The 16622-nt window shown below is 68.3% G+C and carries 16 protein-coding genes; 4 read left to right on the top strand and 12 right to left on the bottom strand.

The window, feature by feature from the left end; all coding sequences use genetic code 11:
• The first annotated feature begins 114 nt into the window (after positions 1 to 114).
• Together ASC95_RS19115 and ASC95_RS19120 are read left to right on the top strand one after the other, a co-directional pair.
• A complete protein-coding gene (locus ASC95_RS19115; RefSeq protein ID WP_162250809.1) occupies positions 115 to 678 on the top strand; it encodes a putative glycolipid-binding domain-containing protein in 564 nt (187 codons plus the stop codon).
• A gap of 40 nt (positions 679 to 718) precedes the next feature.
• Positions 719 to 1165 carry a DUF1772 domain-containing protein gene (locus tag ASC95_RS19120; protein WP_057299291.1) on the top strand — a complete coding sequence of 149 codons (447 nt, stop codon included), beginning with the start codon at positions 719 to 721 and terminating at the stop codon, positions 1163 to 1165.
• A gap of 230 nt (positions 1166 to 1395) precedes the next feature.
• Here the strand turns inward: ASC95_RS19120 and ASC95_RS19125 are convergent, their stop codons facing one another.
• Positions 1396 to 1965, bottom strand: coding sequence for a PEP-CTERM sorting domain-containing protein (locus tag ASC95_RS19125; protein ID WP_057299292.1), 570 nt, complete (start codon positions 1963 to 1965; stop codon positions 1396 to 1398).
• A 10-nt stretch (positions 1966 to 1975) separates the two neighbouring features.
• A complete protein-coding gene (locus tag ASC95_RS19130) occupies positions 1976 to 5557 on the bottom strand; it encodes an alpha-1,6-glucosidase domain-containing protein (protein ID WP_082567925.1) in 3582 nt (1193 codons plus the stop codon).
• 289 nt (positions 5558 to 5846) lie between these two features.
• Between ASC95_RS19130 and ASC95_RS19135 the strand changes: the two genes are divergently transcribed.
• On the top strand, positions 5847 to 7064 hold the full coding sequence (locus tag ASC95_RS19135; RefSeq protein ID WP_057299294.1) for a tetratricopeptide repeat protein: 1218 nt from the start codon (positions 5847 to 5849) through the stop codon (positions 7062 to 7064).
• Positions 7065 to 7086: 22 nt separating this feature from the next.
• On the opposite strand, the gene ASC95_RS19140 is transcribed toward ASC95_RS19135, so the two are convergent.
• Entirely contained in the window at positions 7087 to 7413 is a 327-nt protein-coding gene (locus ASC95_RS19140; protein WP_057299507.1) for a YkgJ family cysteine cluster protein, read from the bottom strand.
• 58 nt (positions 7414 to 7471) lie between these two features.
• Between ASC95_RS19140 and ASC95_RS19145 the strand changes: the two genes are divergently transcribed.
• Positions 7472 to 8143 (top strand): hypothetical protein, encoded by a 672-nt coding sequence (locus ASC95_RS19145; RefSeq protein WP_057299295.1) that lies wholly within the window; start codon positions 7472 to 7474, stop codon positions 8141 to 8143.
• A gap of 8 nt (positions 8144 to 8151) precedes the next feature.
• Here the strand turns inward: ASC95_RS19145 and atpE are convergent, their stop codons facing one another.
• From atpE to ASC95_RS19190, 9 genes are all read right to left on the bottom strand, one after another.
• Complete coding sequence (atpE, locus tag ASC95_RS19150) at positions 8152 to 8394, bottom strand: F0F1 ATP synthase subunit C (RefSeq protein ID WP_057299296.1); 243 nt, start codon at positions 8392 to 8394, stop codon at positions 8152 to 8154.
• Between the two features lie 97 nt (positions 8395 to 8491).
• Entirely contained in the window at positions 8492 to 8899 is a 408-nt protein-coding gene (locus ASC95_RS19155; RefSeq protein WP_057299297.1) for an Hsp20/alpha crystallin family protein, read from the bottom strand.
• A gap of 20 nt (positions 8900 to 8919) precedes the next feature.
• Positions 8920 to 9366: an Hsp20/alpha crystallin family protein gene (locus ASC95_RS19160; protein ID WP_057299298.1), complete on the bottom strand. Its 447-nt coding sequence runs from the start codon at positions 9364 to 9366 to the stop codon at positions 8920 to 8922.
• 98 nt (positions 9367 to 9464) lie between these two features.
• Entirely contained in the window at positions 9465 to 10925 is a 1461-nt protein-coding gene (locus ASC95_RS19165; protein WP_057299299.1) for a bifunctional serine/threonine-protein kinase/universal stress protein, read from the bottom strand.
• Entirely contained in the window at positions 10925 to 11701 is a 777-nt protein-coding gene (locus ASC95_RS19170) for a metallophosphoesterase (protein WP_057299300.1), read from the bottom strand. Before ASC95_RS19170 ends, ASC95_RS19165 begins: the two co-directional genes overlap by 1 nt.
• A 45-nt stretch (positions 11702 to 11746) precedes the next feature.
• Positions 11747 to 14176 (bottom strand): fused MFS/spermidine synthase, encoded by a 2430-nt coding sequence (locus ASC95_RS19175; RefSeq protein ID WP_235537975.1) that lies wholly within the window; start codon positions 14174 to 14176, stop codon positions 11747 to 11749.
• On the bottom strand, positions 14173 to 14799 hold the full coding sequence (locus ASC95_RS19180; RefSeq protein WP_057299509.1) for a TIGR02466 family protein: 627 nt from the start codon (positions 14797 to 14799) through the stop codon (positions 14173 to 14175). The genes ASC95_RS19175 and ASC95_RS19180 overlap by 4 nt, the downstream gene beginning before the upstream one ends.
• Positions 14796 to 15767, bottom strand: a complete 972-nt coding sequence (locus ASC95_RS19185) for a HupE/UreJ family protein (protein ID WP_057299301.1) — start codon at positions 15765 to 15767, stop codon at positions 14796 to 14798. Before ASC95_RS19185 ends, ASC95_RS19180 begins: the two co-directional genes overlap by 4 nt.
• Positions 15764 to 16603 (bottom strand): peptidyl-prolyl cis-trans isomerase, encoded by an 840-nt coding sequence (locus tag ASC95_RS19190; RefSeq protein ID WP_235537976.1) that lies wholly within the window; start codon positions 16601 to 16603, stop codon positions 15764 to 15766. The genes ASC95_RS19185 and ASC95_RS19190 overlap by 4 nt, the downstream gene beginning before the upstream one ends.
• Positions 16604 to 16622 lie beyond the last annotated feature (19 nt).

Raw genomic sequence — 16622 nt, forward strand, 5'->3', positions numbered from 1 at the left:
CGATAACCGTTGCGATCGGTCACCTCTGGCTGCTTGACGAGCCAATGCCGGCCCGGCGCAAACTGCGTCCTGCATTGAACTGGCGTGCCATTTGACATGGCAGCCACAGGCGCCATGAAACCGACTGCTGCCTTCTTCTGGCGAAAGCTGGACCATCCGGGTCACGACAGCTGTCGCCTCTTCCATCTGTCCAACGGGTGGCGCCTTTCTGGCGCCGCCGTGTTCTGGGACGAAGGGCGGCCGTGTCACCTTGGCTATGAGGTTGCGACGGATGCCGAGTGGCGGACGCGGCGCGCAAGGGTTGTCGGCTATGTCGGGAACCGGGCCATTGACTTGCGCATCAACACCGCCGCGGGCGCCCACTGGAAGGTGGGTGGCGAGGGGCAAAGCAATATCGCGGGCTGCCCCGACGTGGACCTTGGCTTCACGCCGGCCACCAACCTCATCGCAGTTCGTCGACTGTCGCTGAAGGTCGGCCAGCGGGCGCAGGCGCCCGCTGCCTGCCTGTCGTTTCCCGGAATGCGCTTTGTGAAACTCCCGCAAACCTACCATCGGATCAGCCGGACTGAGTACGCGTATGAGGCGCCGACGGTCGGATACGCAGGCACGTTGCAGGTGGCGGCCTCTGGCGCCATCGTCCACTATCCCAGGTTGTTTGAACGGCTTGCGGAGGGGTAGCCACTCCGCGGCATTCGTGCAACTTCCAAGAGGCACTCTCATGCTGCACGATGCGATTCGGTTTGGGGCGGTCTTCTTCTGTGGTCTCTCTCTCGTCCCGGCGGCGGCGCATGCCATGGAGCTTCCCAACAAGATCCGCCTTTCGCGAGAGGAGTACCTGATCGCCCAGAAGCTCTATCGGGGCTGGCAATCAGTGGCACCGATCGTCGTTCTCGCGCTGGTCACCACCGCCTTGCTTGTGCGTGAGGCGCAAGGTGCAGGTCTCGCGCCGGAGGCGGCGTCCATGGCTGCCTTTCTCTGCATCGCGGCCACTCAGGGCGTGTTCTGGACGTTCACATATCCGGTCAATCGCGCAACGCGCAACTGGACGGAGGCACCGCCAGACTGGGAGGCTTTGCGTCGCAAATGGGAATACTCGCACGCCGCATCTGCCGCCTTCAATCTCGTCGCCTTCGGTGCCTCGGTCCTCGCGGTTCTGCACTCGTGAAGTCGTCGTCGGCAAGCCTGCCGCCGTCCGTCCTCGATGATGCGGATGAAGGCGAGCGAATGGCCCGGTGGGCGGGGCTGCAGGTTTTCCCGAGGTGGTGGGTTCGACGATTGGACTGGCATCATGAGCCCCAAATGGCACCGCCTCGGCGAACGCCGGATCACATGAACCGTTGAGAGCAGAAAGGCCTCGGCAAGCGCCAAGCCCTTCGTGGTTCGGCGCAGCCAGGTTCAGCCGCGCTGCGCCCGCCTCGCGCTCAGCCCAACCAAGCCAAGGCCAAGCAGCGTCATCGTCACGCCGCCCGGCTCCGGCACCGCCCCCACGCTGACACCAAACGTAAGATTCCCGCTGGCCCACTCGCCTTCAGCCACGCCATTGGCGATGTCTTTGAAAGCCTCGCTGAACTCCAGCCGCAGCAGCCCGTCGGCGCCTACGCTGACGCCATAGCTACTCAAGTCGATCGAGCCGCTGTAGCTGCCATCGCCACTGAAGTAGTCCGCGCCGCCCGGCGTGAAGGTCAGCAGGTTCAGGCCGCTGGAGTCGCCGAAGCTGACCTGCATCTCGGCCAGCACGCTGGGCGACAAGGCGTTCAGTTCCAGGGCCCAATCGAGCGAGGTGAGCAACGCATTGGCGCCCACGTCGATCAGCCAGACGACATTGCCGGCCTCGCCCAGCAGGTTGATGCTTTGCGCGCCGCTGACATCGACTGTGACCGCTGCAGCCTGGGCTGAGGCGCCGGCAAACAGGCCCGCGACCGCGAGGGTGGCCGCTGCGGCCATGTGGTGGAAATTGTTCTTCATGGTTTGGCGTTCAGTTGGATGAGCGGACGACAAAGACGACGGCAGTGCGGGCCGGCACATTGAAGCTGCCGCTCGCACTGTCGAAGCTGGCCTGCCTGGCGCGCTGGTCGGCGGCGGTCGCAGCGGTGTGCACGGGGTGCAGTTGCAGCGCGTGGCCGGCCAGGGTGGGCAGGATCAGCTGCTTGGCGGTCTTGTCGACGTTGATCAGGTAGACGAGTTCGTCGAAGTTGGCTCCGGCGTAGCCGGCGCCGTCGACGCGGCCGACCAGCACGGTGGGCTCCTGGGCCGAGCCGGTGTTCAGGAAGCTCAGCCGCGCCTTGATGTCGTCGGCCGTGCGCAGGCGCAGCAGCGTGGTGCTCTTGCGGATGCGCAGCAGGTCGCGGAAGGCGTCGCGGGTCCAGGTGATGTCGGCCGAGGTCGGCTTGATCAGCGCGGTGGTGAGCAGCGGGCGCTCGAGGTTCCAGTTGTCCTGGTTGTCGCGCGCGGGCGGCAGGCCGACGCCGAAGTTGTTGTCCGCATAGCTCCAGTCCAGGCGGTTGAACCAGTCGCCGCTGTCATAGCTGTTCTTGTCGAGCGACTTGCTGCGCAGCGTGTCCACGCCGGCGTGGAAATAGGCCACGCCCTGGCTGAAGGCATTGATGGCGCTGGCCAGGATCTGCACGCGGGCGCGGTCCTCGTGGCTGGTGTTGGTGGGCAGGCGGAAGACGTTGTTGTCGAACAGGGTCAGGTTGTCGTGGTTCTCCATGTAGTTGACGACCTCGCCGGGCTCCAGCACCCAGCCGGCCGGGATGCCGCCGACGTCGATCTGGTCCAGGCGCAGGTTGGCGTCCCAGCTCGTCTGCATCTGGAAGCTGCGGATGGAGCCGGCCAGCGAGGCCTTCAGGCGGTCGGCAAACCACATCAGCTCGCCGCGGCTCTGGCCGCTGGCGCTGGCGTTGCTGTCGTAGAAGAAGCCGTTGACGTAGCCCTGGTTGGCGACGAGGGCGTTGCCGCTGTCGCAGCAGCCGCCGCCGCGCACGGCATCGCGCATCAGCGGGTTGAAGCTGCCGATACCCGAGCCGTTCAGCGACAGCATCTCGGCCTGCACAAAGCGCGCGCCGTTGGCGACTTCGCCGAAGTTCCAGCCTTCGCCGACGATCTGCACCTTGCGGCCGGCGGCGGCCTCGACGCGCGCCTTCAGCGCCTCGATGACCGCCCTGGGGTGGTGGCCCATGATGTCGAAGCGCAGCGAGCTGACGTGGTAGTCGCGCGTCCAGGTGACGGCCGAGTCGATCATCAGCTTGGCCATCATCAGGTTCTCGGCCGCGGTGTTCTCGCAGCAGGTCGAGCGCTCGATGCCGCCGGTCGCGTTGAGACGGTAGTAGTAGCCGGGCACGACCTTGTCGAGCACGGAGTTGGCGTTCTGGCCCGACGAGGTGGTGTGGTTGAACACCACGTCCATGCCCACGCGCAGGCCGGCCGCGTTCAGGGCCTGCACCATGCGACGGAACTCGACGACGCGGGCGACCGGGTCGTTGGCATTGCTGGCATAGCTGCCCTCGGGCGTGCTGAACTGCAGCGGGTCGTAGCCCCAGTTGAAGCAGTCGGTGCCGGCCGTGGCGGCCACGGTGGCCTGCTGCGAGTCGCTGTCGGGCGCGCCGCTGGGGGAGGGCGTCACGCAGCCCTTCTCGTTGACGCTGGCGATGTCGAACACCGGCAGCAGGTGTACGTCGGTCAGGCCGGCGGAAGCCAGCGCTGCCAGGTGCTTCATGCCGTTGGACTGGCTTTCGGTGAAGGCCAGGTATTTGCCGCGCTTGGCAGCGGGCACGGTGGCGTCGTTGATCGAGAAGTCGCGGACATGCAGCTCGTAGATGCTGAGGTCCGATGGCGCGCTCACCGTGTTGGGCGGCGCGCTCTGGTCCCAGCCGTTGGGCTTGGTCGCCTGGGCCTGCAGGTCCATGACGACGCTTTGCTGGCTGCCCAGGGTCAGACCGAGCGAGTAGGGGTCGGTGACGAGGTTCTTCACCAGGCCCGTGCCCTTGACGAAGACCTGCACCTGGTAGCGGTAGGTGGCACCCTGCAGGTGGCCTTGCTTGGTCAGGCTCCACACGCCGGTGGCGGCGTCGCGGGCCATCGGCTCGGTCGTCGTGCGGGTCAGGCCCGAGTTGCCCAGGGACGTCGTCAGCACCAGCGACACGTTCTGCGCGGTCGGCGCCCACAGCTTGAAGCTGGTGCTGCCGTTGCTGGCCACGGCACCCAGGTCGGGCACGTCGTTGGCTGCGGCGTAGAGGTCGTCCAGCGCGCCGGCGATCTGCGCGGTGGTGGCGTTCTGCACCTTGCCGTTGGCGTCTTCCTGCACGAGCACGAGCTGCTGCTGATGCAGCGAGGGCAGGCGAGCGATGTCGGCGGCGCGCACGCTGAAGACGGTGCCGCTGGCCACGTACTTGAAGCGCAGCGCATCGGCGGCCGGCACGCTGCCGGTGAAGGTGTCGAGGGTGATGTAGCCGTCGGCGCCTTGCACAGGTTCGTCAAGGCCGACGCTGATCTGGCCGGTGGCTGAGTAGTACAGGCGCACCGGGCTGCTGGTGGCGATGCGCGGCCACTTCACCAGGCTCTTGTTCAGCCACACGGCGCGGGCGTCGGTGCTGGAGACCGAGCGCAGGTCGGGCGGGGCGGTGTAGACGGTGGCGTCGCGTTCCACCAGCCAGATCTGGCCGACCTGGTTCTGGATGTTCAGCGCGGCATATTCGACGTGGATGTTGTCGTTGCGGCCGTCCTTGTCATTCTCGTTGGGCGGCATGCCGTGGATGATGAATTCCAGGGCCTTGCGGTTCACGTCGCCCTGGGGGTTGAGCACGGGGATGTCGAAAACGACTTCGCCGTCGCTTGCCGCGTAGCCGGGCATGGCGTTCAAAGGCACGGGCTGACCCCAGTTCTCGATGTTGACGCCGGCTGGCAGCGCAGGCGCGTTCAGGCCGCTACCGTTCCACAGGTGCAGGCCCCAGGCGGCGTAGCCGCTGTCGAAGCGCTTGTAGTGCACGCGCAGGGTCTTGATGTCGGGCACCGGCAGCAGCAGCGGGTTGCTCGCGTAGCTGGTGCCGTCGCCTTGCAGGCGCCAGATTTCGTTGGCGCCGGACTGCAGGGCGTAGCTCTGGTCGGCGCCGCCGTTGTCCTTGTTGTCGCCGTTGTGCAGCAGGAAGCCGACCGTGCCGCTGCCGGATGCCAACGGCACGTCGTAGTAGACGCCGAAGTCATCGCTGCCGGCGGCATTCCAGCCGCCGTTCCAGTTCGGGCTCTGGGCCGCGTTCCAGGTGTGGATCTGCCAGCCAGCGTAGTCGTCGCTCGAGCGGCGGTAGTGCACGCGCAGTGAGGTGGCCGGCGCGCCGGGTGTGGCCACGGCAGCAATCCTGGCGCGCGGCGCCTGTTGGGCGGCGGGCACGCCGGCCAGCAGTTCAACGCCGTTGCTATCGGCCGCTGCGCTGCTGACGCTGCTCATGGCGGCCTGCGGTTCGGCACTGCCGCCACCGCATCCTCCGAGCAGCGCCAGCGCGCCGATGGCCAATCCCGTGATTGCCTGTCGCGCTTGCCGCGCCCAGCCTGCCCATGCCTTCATGTCGTGCACTCCTTTGAAGTGCACGGATGCTAGTGAAGTAAAACTACATAAGAAAGATGGTGAAATCCCGAGGAGAAATTCACGAGGTCCCAGTATTCAAGCGTGATTTGCCATGTAGCTAGTCAGTCTTATTGGATGGATTGGTAGTTTTATTTCAGCTATGGCGTCTTGAGTCTGGAGGGGAACGAAAGATGTGACGGCAGAGGAAATCGTGCGGATGACTCACGACATGCGGGCAGCGCAGGACTAAGCTTCAACCAGGAGACTGCAGCGAGAGCAGGGAACTGCCATGAACAAGATCCGTACCTTGAGCGCCGCCCTGGCCCTGATCGCCACGGCGGCCGGGCTGAGCGGCTGCGCCATCGAAACCAGGCCACCGCCGCGCACCGATGTCTTCATCGATTCCGCGTTCAAGCCGCCCAGCGTCCACGTCGATGCGCAGGAGGCGCTGGCGCTGAGCCCGGCGATGAAGCGCTTCGCCGAGAAAGAGATGGCCAGCGAGATCCGCAACAAAGGTCTGCGCGATGGCCTCATCGACGCCCTCTACACCAAGGGCCGGCTGCAGCTGGACTACGACGCCGAGACCACCCGCACGGCAGCCGAGGCCTTCGAGGCCAAGCGTGGCAACTGCATGTCGCTGGTGCTGATGACGGCGGCCTTCGCGCGCCACCTGAACCTGCCGGTGCGCTTCAACAGCGTCTTCCTGGAAGAGAGCTGGACCCGCTCCAACAACATCTTCTTCGTCGCCGGCCACGTCAACATCAGCCTGGCCCGGCCGCTGGCCGTCGGCCGCGCAGCCGTCTTCGGTGACCCGGAGTTGCTGACCATCGACTTCCTGCCGCCCGACCAGGTGCGCGGCCATCGCGGCCGGGTCGTCGACGAGTCCACCATCCTGGCGATGTTCCTGAACAACCGGGCCGCGGAGGCGCTGACGGTGGGCAAGGTCGACGACGCCTACTGGTGGGCGCGCGAGGCCATCCGCACCGATGCGCGTTGGTTGTCGGCCTATAACACGCTGGCCGTGCTTTACCGCCGCAAGGGGCTGCTGGACCGTGCCGAGGCGACGCTGCGCCTGGTGCTGGACCGCGAGCCGCTCAACACGCAGGCGATGTCCAACCTGGTCTTGGTGCTCAGTGACACCGGTCGCCGGGAGGAGGCTCTGGTCTATTCCAACCAGCTCGCCCAGATCCAGCCCATTGCGCCCTACAAGTTCTTCGACGAGGGCCTGGCGGCCATGCGGGCGGGCGAATACGCGGCCGCCCGCCAGCTGTTCCGCAAGGAATTGGCGCGAGCTGCCTATGTGCCGGAGTTCCATTTCTGGCTGGGCCTGGCCAACTACGGCATGGGCGATGTGTCGGGTGCGCGCGGCGAGATCGCCAAGGCGCTGGAGAACAGTGCGACGGTGAAGGACCGCGAGATGTATGGTGCCAAGCTGGCCTGGCTGAACGAGATCCGCGAGCAGCAGCGCCAGCAGCGCATACCGATCCGAGGGCCGGCGGGATCCTAGATCTGCGGCGGCCCGTACCGGGTCAGATCGGAAGGAGCCCGTGCCGGGCCCGGGCCCGGGCGCAGGCCTCGTCGCCAATCCCCATGGGCGCGCGCTCGCCGAACTCGCGGCAGGGCGAAGGCCGCCATTCATGGATGCCGCAGCTGGCCTTCACGCCCACCTTGCCGCTGAGCGCTGCGCAGCGCGGCTGGGCATGGTCGGTGCCGCGCATGCGCACCAGGCGCCCCGCCAGCTCCACCGCCAGGCCGTCGGGCACGCGGCCGCCTTCGCTCTCCAGTTCGCTGCGGTCGAAGTCGACCCGAAAGCTCGCGCAGCAGGCGCCGCAGCTCAAACAGGGGTTGTCACTCATCCAGCCAGTGTAGGCACCGGTGAGACACTGGATCGACCCCAGCTCATCCCAGCCCACCATGCGCGCATTCCTTGGCACCCTCCTGCTGCTGGCCGCCGCCGCAGCCCAGGCCGCGGATCTGACCGTCACGGTGATGGATCGCAACGGCAAGCCACTGGCCGACGCCGTCGTGCTGGTCGACAGTGCGGTACAGGGCCAGCGGCCGACCACGGTGATGGAGGCGACCATCGTGCAGGAAAAGCTGCGCTTCGTGCCCACGGTCAGCGTCGTTGGCCTGGGCGCCAAGGTCAGCTTCAGCAACCTGGACAGCTGGGACCACCACGTCATCCTCGGCTTGATGGGGGCCGGTGGCGTCTACGTTGACCCGGGCCAAAACACCCAGTTCCGACTCGCCGGCCGCGTTGGCACCAAGCCACCGGCCGCTGACAGCAAGGTGTTGAGCCAGCCCGGCGCCTATCTGCTGGGCTGCCACATCCACGGCTCCATGCGCGGCCACATCTACGTGGCCGACACGCCCTGGGCCAAGCTCGGCGGCGAGGACGGCAAGGCCGTGCTGCAAGGCCTGCCGGAAGGCCCGGCGCGGGTGCGCATCTGGCACCCCGACCAGCTCGTCGAAGGTGCGCCGACGGACGTCAAGATCGCTGCCAGCGGGGGCGCGGTGACGATCACCACGCAGATTGCTCCGGCGCGCAAGAAGCGCCCCGCGGGCGACCCTTATTTCGGCGGCTGAACCGAGGCTCAGTGGGCGAAGGGATTCGCCGTCGCGAACCACAGGCCGATGCCGGTGGCGATGATGAAGGCGCCGTCGGTCACGCCCACCGCCAGGAAGTACTTGGTCTGCAGCTCGGGTGCCAGCTCGGGCTGGCGCGCCATGCCTTCCAGCAGTTTCATGCTGGCCAGGCCGATGCCCAGGCAGGAGCCAAAGGCGGGAATGCCGATCAGCAGCGCGACGGCGAGGGGCAGGACATCAAAGGCGGGCATCGTGGGCTCCTGGTGTGTTGATGCCAGGAAGTCTGATGCCCGGCCCGCGGCGCGTCGATGACCTCACAGGTCATTGAAGCGCCGCGGTGCAACGGCCTCAGGCGGCCGACACCTCGATGCGTCGCGGCTGCGCATGCGCCTGCTTGGGAATGCGCAGCTTCAGCACGCCATCCTTGAGCTGGGCCTCGATGTGCGAGGCGTCAAGCTCGCGGCTGAGCGTGAAGGAGCGGCGGTAGCGCGGCAGGCGGACCTCGGCATAGACCGCCTCCAAGCCGCCCGGGGTCGCCGCGTCCACGGCGCCTTCGATGTGCAGCGTGTCGGCTTCCACGCGCAGCTCGAGCTGATCGCGAGTCACGCCGGGCAGGTCGGCTAGCAGCGTGATGCCCGTGTCGTCCTCGCTGACGTCCACGCGCGGCACCATCGCCCGCGTCGGTTCGTTGTCAGCGCCCTGGCGGGCGGGTGAGCGGTCACGGCCGGTGTCGGTTTGAACAGCGTTGGTGTTCATGTGGGTCTCCTTGGCTCGGTTCACTGGATGGCGATACGCCGCGGCTGGGCTTCGGCCAGGCGGGCCACGCTGACGCGCAACACGCCGTCGCGGTAGCTGGCCTTGACCTGCGACGCGTCGGCGTCATCCGGCAGGTTGACGGCGCGGCGGAAGTTGCCGCTGAAGCGTTCGCGGCTGTAGCTGCGGGCGCCGCCGTCCCGCGCCGGGGCGGCGCGTTCGCCGGAGATGCTCAGCACGCCGCGGTCGACGGTCACGTCAAGCTTCGAGGCATCCAGCCCCGGCGCGAAGGCATAGACCTCCACGCTGGTCGGCGTGTTGCCCACGTTGATGGCGGGGAAGGCGCCGGGCGCCACCGAGCGGATGCTGGACGGCGCGCTCAGGCCGCTGAAGTGCTCATCGAACTCGCGCTGCAGGCGGTCGAAGTCGGAGAAGAAGCTGGAAGGAAAAGTCCAGAGTGACGAGTACATGCAAGCCTCCTTTCAAGTCGAGATGCCCGGACGGGCGGGCATCAGCGCCGAATTAGGAGCGGCTTGCGAGGTTTCAAGAGGCAGCGAAACGCGCTGTTTCAGCCGCCTGCCGGCTCGCGGACGACGGTGACCGTGCAGTCCGACTCGGCCACGACCTGGCCCGACACGCTGCCCAGGTAGCGCCTCAATGCCGACGCGCCGCGCGCGCCCATGACGATGTGGTCCACGCCGTTGCGGTGGGCGAAGTCGATGATGGCACCGGCTGCGTCGGGGGCTTCCAGCACGTGAAAGGTCAGCCGCCCGTCCGCCAGCGACAGCGCCTTGCTGATGGGCCGCGCCCAGTGTTTGAGCGCGATAAGCTGCTTCACGTGCAGGCTCTGGCCGTGCTGGTCAGTCAGCTCGTCGATGCCGATGCGGTTCACGCGCATCACGCTGACGCAGGCCAGCCGCGCGCCGGCTTCGGTCTGCACGATGCGGCGCACCGTTTCGCAGAGCTGGGCCAGCAGTTCGGGCGTCGCGTTGTCCACATCCACCGCCGCCATGACGATGGGGCTGCGCGCCAGTTGCTGGCCGGCCGGCGCCGCGGGCGCGGGTTCGGCGCCCAGCGCGAGGAACCAGCGCCTGAGCCGGCTCATGCTGCCGCTGACTTGCAGCTTCTCAGCGCGCGCGGTCAACGCCACGCCGGCGGGTTCGCGCAGGTCCAGCGCGAGCTGGGCGGCGCTCTGGTAGCGGCGCTCGGGCTTGACCTCCAGGCAATGCAGGATGATTTCCTGCAGCCAGGGCGGCAGCTCGGGGCGGATGACGCGCGGCGGGACGGGTTCGACGAAGAGGCGCCGGCGCAGGCCGCGCACCGAGTCCGGCTGGCCGAAAGGGCGCTCGCCCGTGGCCAGGTGATAGAGCATGACGCCCAGGGCGAACAGGTCGCTGCGAGGGTCGTTGCGCACGAACTGCACCTGCTCGGGGCTCATATAGGGCCCCGTGCCCATCGGCAGCGTGAACTCCTCTTCGAGCAGGTCGGGCAGCAGCTCGTGGCGGCTCAGGCCGAAGTCGACCAGCACGGCCGTGCCGTCGGGCCGGAACATGATGTTGCTCGGCTTGATGTCCAGGTGCACGACATGCTGGCGGTGCAGCGCGGCCAGGGCCGTGGCGACGCGGGCGCCGATGTCGGCCACTTCCTCGGGCGGCAGCGGTGCATCGTCCAGCCGCGGGCGCAACGTGTCGCCCGGAATGCGCTCCATGACGATGAAGGCCTGGCGCGTCCAGTCACCGCGGGCGACGAAGCGCGGCACATGCGGGCCGCTGAGCTGGGGCATCAGCATCTGCTCGACCTCGAAGCCGACGATGGTGGCCGGGTCCTCGCCGCCCTTGATGCGCGGCACCTTCATCAGCAGTTCGATGTCGTCATCGGCGCTGCTGTCACCGCCCTCTACGCGGCTGACCCGCCACAGGTTGGCCATGCCGCCCTGGTGCAGGCGAGCCTCCAGCCGGAAGCCGTCCAGCACCTGGCCCGGTTCGAGTGGCGCGGGTGGGGCGGGTGGCAAGGGTGGGTTGGTGGTCATCACTCTCCGCGGGTGAGGCGGCCGGCCAGGCGCTCGGCGATCAGCGGCGGCAGGTCGGTTGCGCGCAGGGCCGCGACGGCCGCGTCAACGTCGTAGGCCACGCGCTGGAAGGTGATGCGGGCATCGTCCAGATCGGATTTACCGGGGTCAAGCAGCGCATAGCAGGCCGCCGGATTGCCGTCGCGCGGCTGCCCGCAGGAGCCGGGAATGACCAGCCACTGGCGATGCGCCGGCAGCGGCATGGGCACGCCGGCCACGGGCCGGAAGTCGCCCGCCTTGCCGGTGCCGGAGAGATGGAAGAGCATGGGCTCGTGCATGTGGCCGCAGACCTGGATGCGCGCCGCGCTGGCGTGCAGGCTCTTCACGGCCTCGGCGCGGCCTTGCACGTATTCCCAGCCATTGGGATCGAAGGCATTGGCATGCACGAACAGGCAATGGCCGGGCTCGCCGTGAGCCCGCAACGGCAGCCGCGCCAGGAAGCGGAGCTGGTCTTCGTTCAGCTGGGCGCGTGTCCAGTCGATGACCGCGCGGGCATCGGGGTGCATGCCCGGCGTGCCGCCATGGACCACGGCTTCATCGTGGTTGCCCTGCACGGCGATGGCGCCGTCGGTGACCAGGGCCATGACCTGTTCGACCACCCAGGCCGGGTCGGCGCCGTAGCCGACGAAGTCGCCCAGCAGCGCATAGCGCGTGGCGCCCTGGGCCCGGGCGTCCGCCAGGACGGCTTGCAGGGCCTGTTTATTGGCATGAATATCTGTGATGAAAGCCCAACGCATGGGCCGCAGCTTGCCACGAAGCGCTGACGCCGGCCCAACACCGGGTCAGGGGGCGGCGAGATCGGGGCGGATATCGGCCAGGGATGCGAGCAGGCGCTGTGCTGCCGCCGCGTCGCGCGGGGCCAGGGCTTGAGCGATCCGGCGCAGCGGCTCGGCAGCGGGCTGGAAGTCGGGGCTTTGGCGCAGCACGGCCAGCAGGGGCGGGCCGATGCGAGCCAGCATGACGGCAGGGTCTGCGCTGGGTATGGTGCGGCGGCCCAGGTCCAGATAGTCGCGGCGAGCCTGCGTGTAGGCCGAGAGGCGCGCGGCCCCTGCAGCATCTGGTTGGGCGAGCAGGGCGCCCATGTCGACGCTCACCTGGCCCAGCAGCGCCAGCAGGCGGTCGCGCGGTGCGGCGTCGGGCGCATAGGTGACGCGGGGTGCGCGGTAGGCCACCCAGGGATGGTCGTCGGTATTCAGCGGCGCATTGCCGGCAAAGCGGAGCAGCGCGGGGGCATCGGCGATGAAGCTGCCGAGCACGGCGAAGCTGTCGCCAAGGCCGAAACGACCCGCCAGCGCCGGCGCCACCCTCGGCGCAAAGCGGGTACCGCCGGTTCGCCCGACAAGGCCCAGTGTGGGCGTGTCCAGGCTGTTGCTGGCGAGTATGGCCGCGCCGTCGGGAAAGGCCTGCAGGAAGGCCGCCGTGATGCTGCGCAGCGTGTCCAGATCGAGCTGGTGGAGCGGCAGCCATTGGCAGAACAAGCCTCGCTGAGCCAGCCGCTCGCGCACGGCGCGGAAATGCTCGACCGTGTAGAGAGCGCCCGAGCCACTGCGGGCGGGATGGAAGTTGTCGGAGACGATGACGTCATAGTGCTGCGCGGTAGTGCGCACGAAGCGGCGCGCGTCGGCGGCATGCAGGCGCGGGCTGGGGCCTTCGCCGAGCGCAGGGCGGAACAGCGCGGAGGCTTCAATGACTTCGGGCAGCAGCTCGACGGCCTCCACCTGCACGCCAGGCAGCTGCGCGGCCACGCCAGCCGTGATGCCCGAGCCCAGGCCGAGGAAGAGGGCGCGCTGCGGCGCGGGATGCAGCAGCAGCGGCAGCAGCGCCTGGCGGCCATCGACATGCAGCGTCGCGCTGCTGCCTTCCTGCTGGCGGTTGTTGATGCGAAGCCGCGCCACGCCCGTGGCGTCCTCGACGACGCTGACGGCGGCCATAGCGCCTTCGCGATAGCTGAGGATGCGGCCGCCGTCGGGCTGGTCGACGAAGGCCAGCGGCGGTGCCAGAACCGCGAGCGCTGCGGTGGCTGCGGCAGGTAGCGACCAGCCGAAGCTGCGCCAGGCCGGCAGGAGCAGCAGATAGCCCGCTGCGACGAGGAGCAAGGCGTGTTTGGGGCCGAGGGCCGGCGCGATGAACACGCCGAACAGCGGCGCGGCCAGCGTGGCGCCCAGCGTGTTGACGCCGAGTGCGCGGCTGAACGCGATGCCGGCCGCGGACGCGTCGGCGCTGAGCTGGCAGAACAGGGCGCCCATCAGCAGCGTCGGCAGCGCGAACACGGCGACGGCGAGCAGGGCCTCGGTGGCCAATGCTGCGGCCAGCGTCTCAGGCTGCAACCATGACTTGATCGCCTCGGCGCCCCACAGCGCGGCCATGCCGAGCAGGATGCTCAGCGCCAGGGCTTGCAGCAAGCGCGGCGTGTCGCGCAGCGCTGGCCAGCGTGCATGCGCCGCGGCGCCCAGCGCGCTGCCAGCGAGATAGACGGCCAGCAGCAGCGCGAAGGTGTAGACGGTGTCCTCGGCCACCTGGCTGAGCACGCGCACGGCCAGCACTTCGTAGGCGATGCCGAGCAGGCCGGTCAGTGCCAGCAGGACGAGGGGCCGGCTCGATGTCGACGCGCCAAGCGCCGGTGTGGGGCGGGATTGCAGTGAAACGCCGGCCAGCAATGCGCAGCCCAGGTTGAGGGCGACGCAAAGCCCCGCGCTGCGGGTCAGACCCCAATTCGGAATCAGCCAAAAGGCCGTGGCCAACACGCCGGCGACAGCGCCGAGTGTGTTCGCGGCATACAGCGGCGCAACGCCAGCGGTACCGATGCGGGCCATGGCCGGCAGCGTGGCGCCCATCGCGGCGGTGGCCGGCAGCAGCAGCATGAAGCTCGCTGCAAAGGCAATGCCCCACTGCCACAGCGGCGCGGCGTCGGGGCCGATCAGCGCGAGCGCCGCGTCGCTGGCCGCGGGCATGGCGGCCATCAGCACAGCGCCCCAGAAGCCGATCAGCGCCTCGCAGGCGGCATACCAGCGCTGCGGTCGTGGGCTCGCGTCGATGCGTTGGCCCAGCAGCAACGAGCCCAGCGACACCCCCCCGAAGAAGGCCGCCACTACCGCGAGCACGGCGGCCGATTCGTGACCCAGCACGAGGCCGAGTTGCTGCGTCCAGACGATCTGGTAGCCCAGCCCGGCAAAGCCGGACGCGGCCATCAGCAGCAGTGCGAGCGCCCTCAACTGTTGAAGCTCAAGGTATAGCCCCAGCTTTCCAGCCGCGTCGGGATCGCGTTGAGGGCCAGGCTGATGCGGCGCCCGCCGGCATTCGGCGGCACGGCGTGCATCAGGTAGCTGGGGAAGAGGATCAGGTCGCCCGGCGCTGGCGCTGGGCTGACCCACTTCTCGGCGTTATACGGGCCGATCACGACGCCGGCATGGTCGTTTTTGATCGCGAAGTCATGCCCGCCGGGCGACTTTATGAAGACGGTGCGCGCCGAGTCGTCGGTCTCGGTCAGGTAGACCACGCCGGAGGCAAAGCTGTTGGCATGGTTGTGCATGGCCTGGCGGCCGCCGGTGTCGAGCACGTTGACCCACATCTCCTTGATAGCCCAGCCCAGGGTCTCGCCGAAGAGGTGGCGGCCGAACTCCGCGATCTTGGGCGTGATGAGTGCGGCTGCCTGCACGAGCAGGGGGCTGTCCGAGGGCTGCAGCATGCGGGTGTGCGACAGCGCGCCGGAGCTGTTGTTGGCTTGCAGGGCCTGGGTGCTGAAGTGGTCGACCAGCGCGTTCACCAGCGGTGGCGGCAGCACGCCGCCTGAGCGCTGCAGCGGCACGGGGAAGAGGCCGATCACCTCATCCGTCATGCCAGCACCGCCGCCACCCGCAGCCAGGACCAATAGGCCGCAACGGCACCGATCATGTAGAGCAGCACAGGGCGCAGCCGCTGCGCAGCCGGCCAGCGGCTGGTGAAGCGCCACAGGCACCAGCACGCCCCCACCGTCATCAACTGCCCCAGTTCGACGCCGACGTTGAAGGTCAGCAGCGCAACGAGCAGATGGTTGTCGGGCAGGCCGATTTCCTTCAATGCGCCGGCAAACCCCAGGCCGTGAACCAGGCCGAACAGGAAGGCGACGAGGGCCGGCCAGCGACGTGCGAGGGTTTCCTTATCACTTTGGCGCTTGTGCAGGGCTTCGCCCGCAACGAGCACGATGGATAGCGCGATGCTGGCCTCCACCGGTGCCGAGCGCAGCGTCAGCAGTCCCAGGGCGCTGCTCGCCAGCGTCAGGCTGTGCGCGGCCGTGAAGGCGGTGATGGTCCAGACGAGGCGGCGACGGAAGCCGACGAGGAACAGCAGGCCGATGACGAAGAGCAGGTGGTCGATGCCGCCGAGGATGTGCTCGACGCCAAGCAGCGTGTAGGCGCTGGCGATCTCGCCCATGCCGCGTGGGTCGCTGGCGGCGCCATAGAGCTGCACCGTAGGCTGGGCCTTGGTCAGCGTGTAGACGCGGGTGTCACCGTTCATCCAGACGACCTTGACGACGGCCGCGGAGTAGCGTTCACCGACGCCCTTGACCGACATCGTGCCGGCCAGGCCCTGGTCGCCGCAGCGCAGCGCATTGACCTGGGCCGTGCACCCTTGCGGCCATACCGGCGTCAGGTCCTGACCGACAGGACGCTTCTCGCCCGCCGACCACTGCCAGACGAATTCACCGCGCTGCGTTTCGCGCAACTGCAACTCGGCCATGCTCATTTCATGCGCTGAGGCAGGCAGGGCGGTGGCCGCAACGGCGAGCCACAGCAAGGTGCACAGCCAGTTCCACCCACGCTTCATGGGGCGGGCGCCTCCACCTTGACGGTGTACTTCCTGGCCAGGGCGGCCACTGCGGCGCTGCGTTGGGCGGCCAGCGTCGCGTCGGTCCAGTCCTGCAGCATCACGCCGCGCAACGCCTCGAAGCTGGCCGGCCTGGCGCCGCTGGTTGCGTCCAGCCGCACGGCATGCCAGCCCTCACGCGATTGGAGCGCCAGCCACTGGCCCACGGTGGCGCCTTCCAGTGCCTTCGCGAAGTCCTCGCCGTAGCTCTGCAGCAGGTTGCTGTGCGGCCGGCCCTTGAAGACGCGCAACCCGGCCTTGGTGTCGCCGGGCACACCGTTGTTCAGCACGTCGACGAAAGCGCGCACGTCCGCTTCGTTCGATTCACCGCCCAGCACGGCCTCTTGGAAGTCGAACCGCGCCGGCTCGTCGTAGCGCGCGCGGTGCTTCTCGAACCAGTCGCGCAGCACGGCCTCCTTCACCGGCGGCAGCTGGGTGCCGCCGTCGACCACGCTGAGCGCCTTGAAGATGACGCGTTCACGAATCGCGGTGTCGCCTTTGTCGAGCTGCAGCGCCAGGCCTTCGCGGTAGAGCACCTCGTTGTCCAGCCAGACCTGGCGCAGCGCGGCGGTCTCTTCGGCGTTGGGCTCATGGCCGCGCTTGGCCTTGAACAGCTCGCGGGCCTCGCGGTCGACTTCGGCGCTGATGACGATCTCGTTGGACCCCGCGGTGTCGCGGTTGAGCAGGCGGTCCACGCCGAACAATGCGGCGCCCAGCAGAAGGAAGTGCAACAGCGGTTCGCGGGTCCAGCTCGGCAGGCCGGAGGGACGGGGTGGCGCCTCGGCGGTGGGGGTCAAGGAAAGCTGAGTGGACATC

Origin of the sequence: Pelomonas sp. Root1217 (genome assembly GCF_001425705.1) — a bacterium.
Taxonomy (GTDB): Bacteria; Pseudomonadota; Gammaproteobacteria; order Burkholderiales; family Burkholderiaceae_C; genus Pelomonas.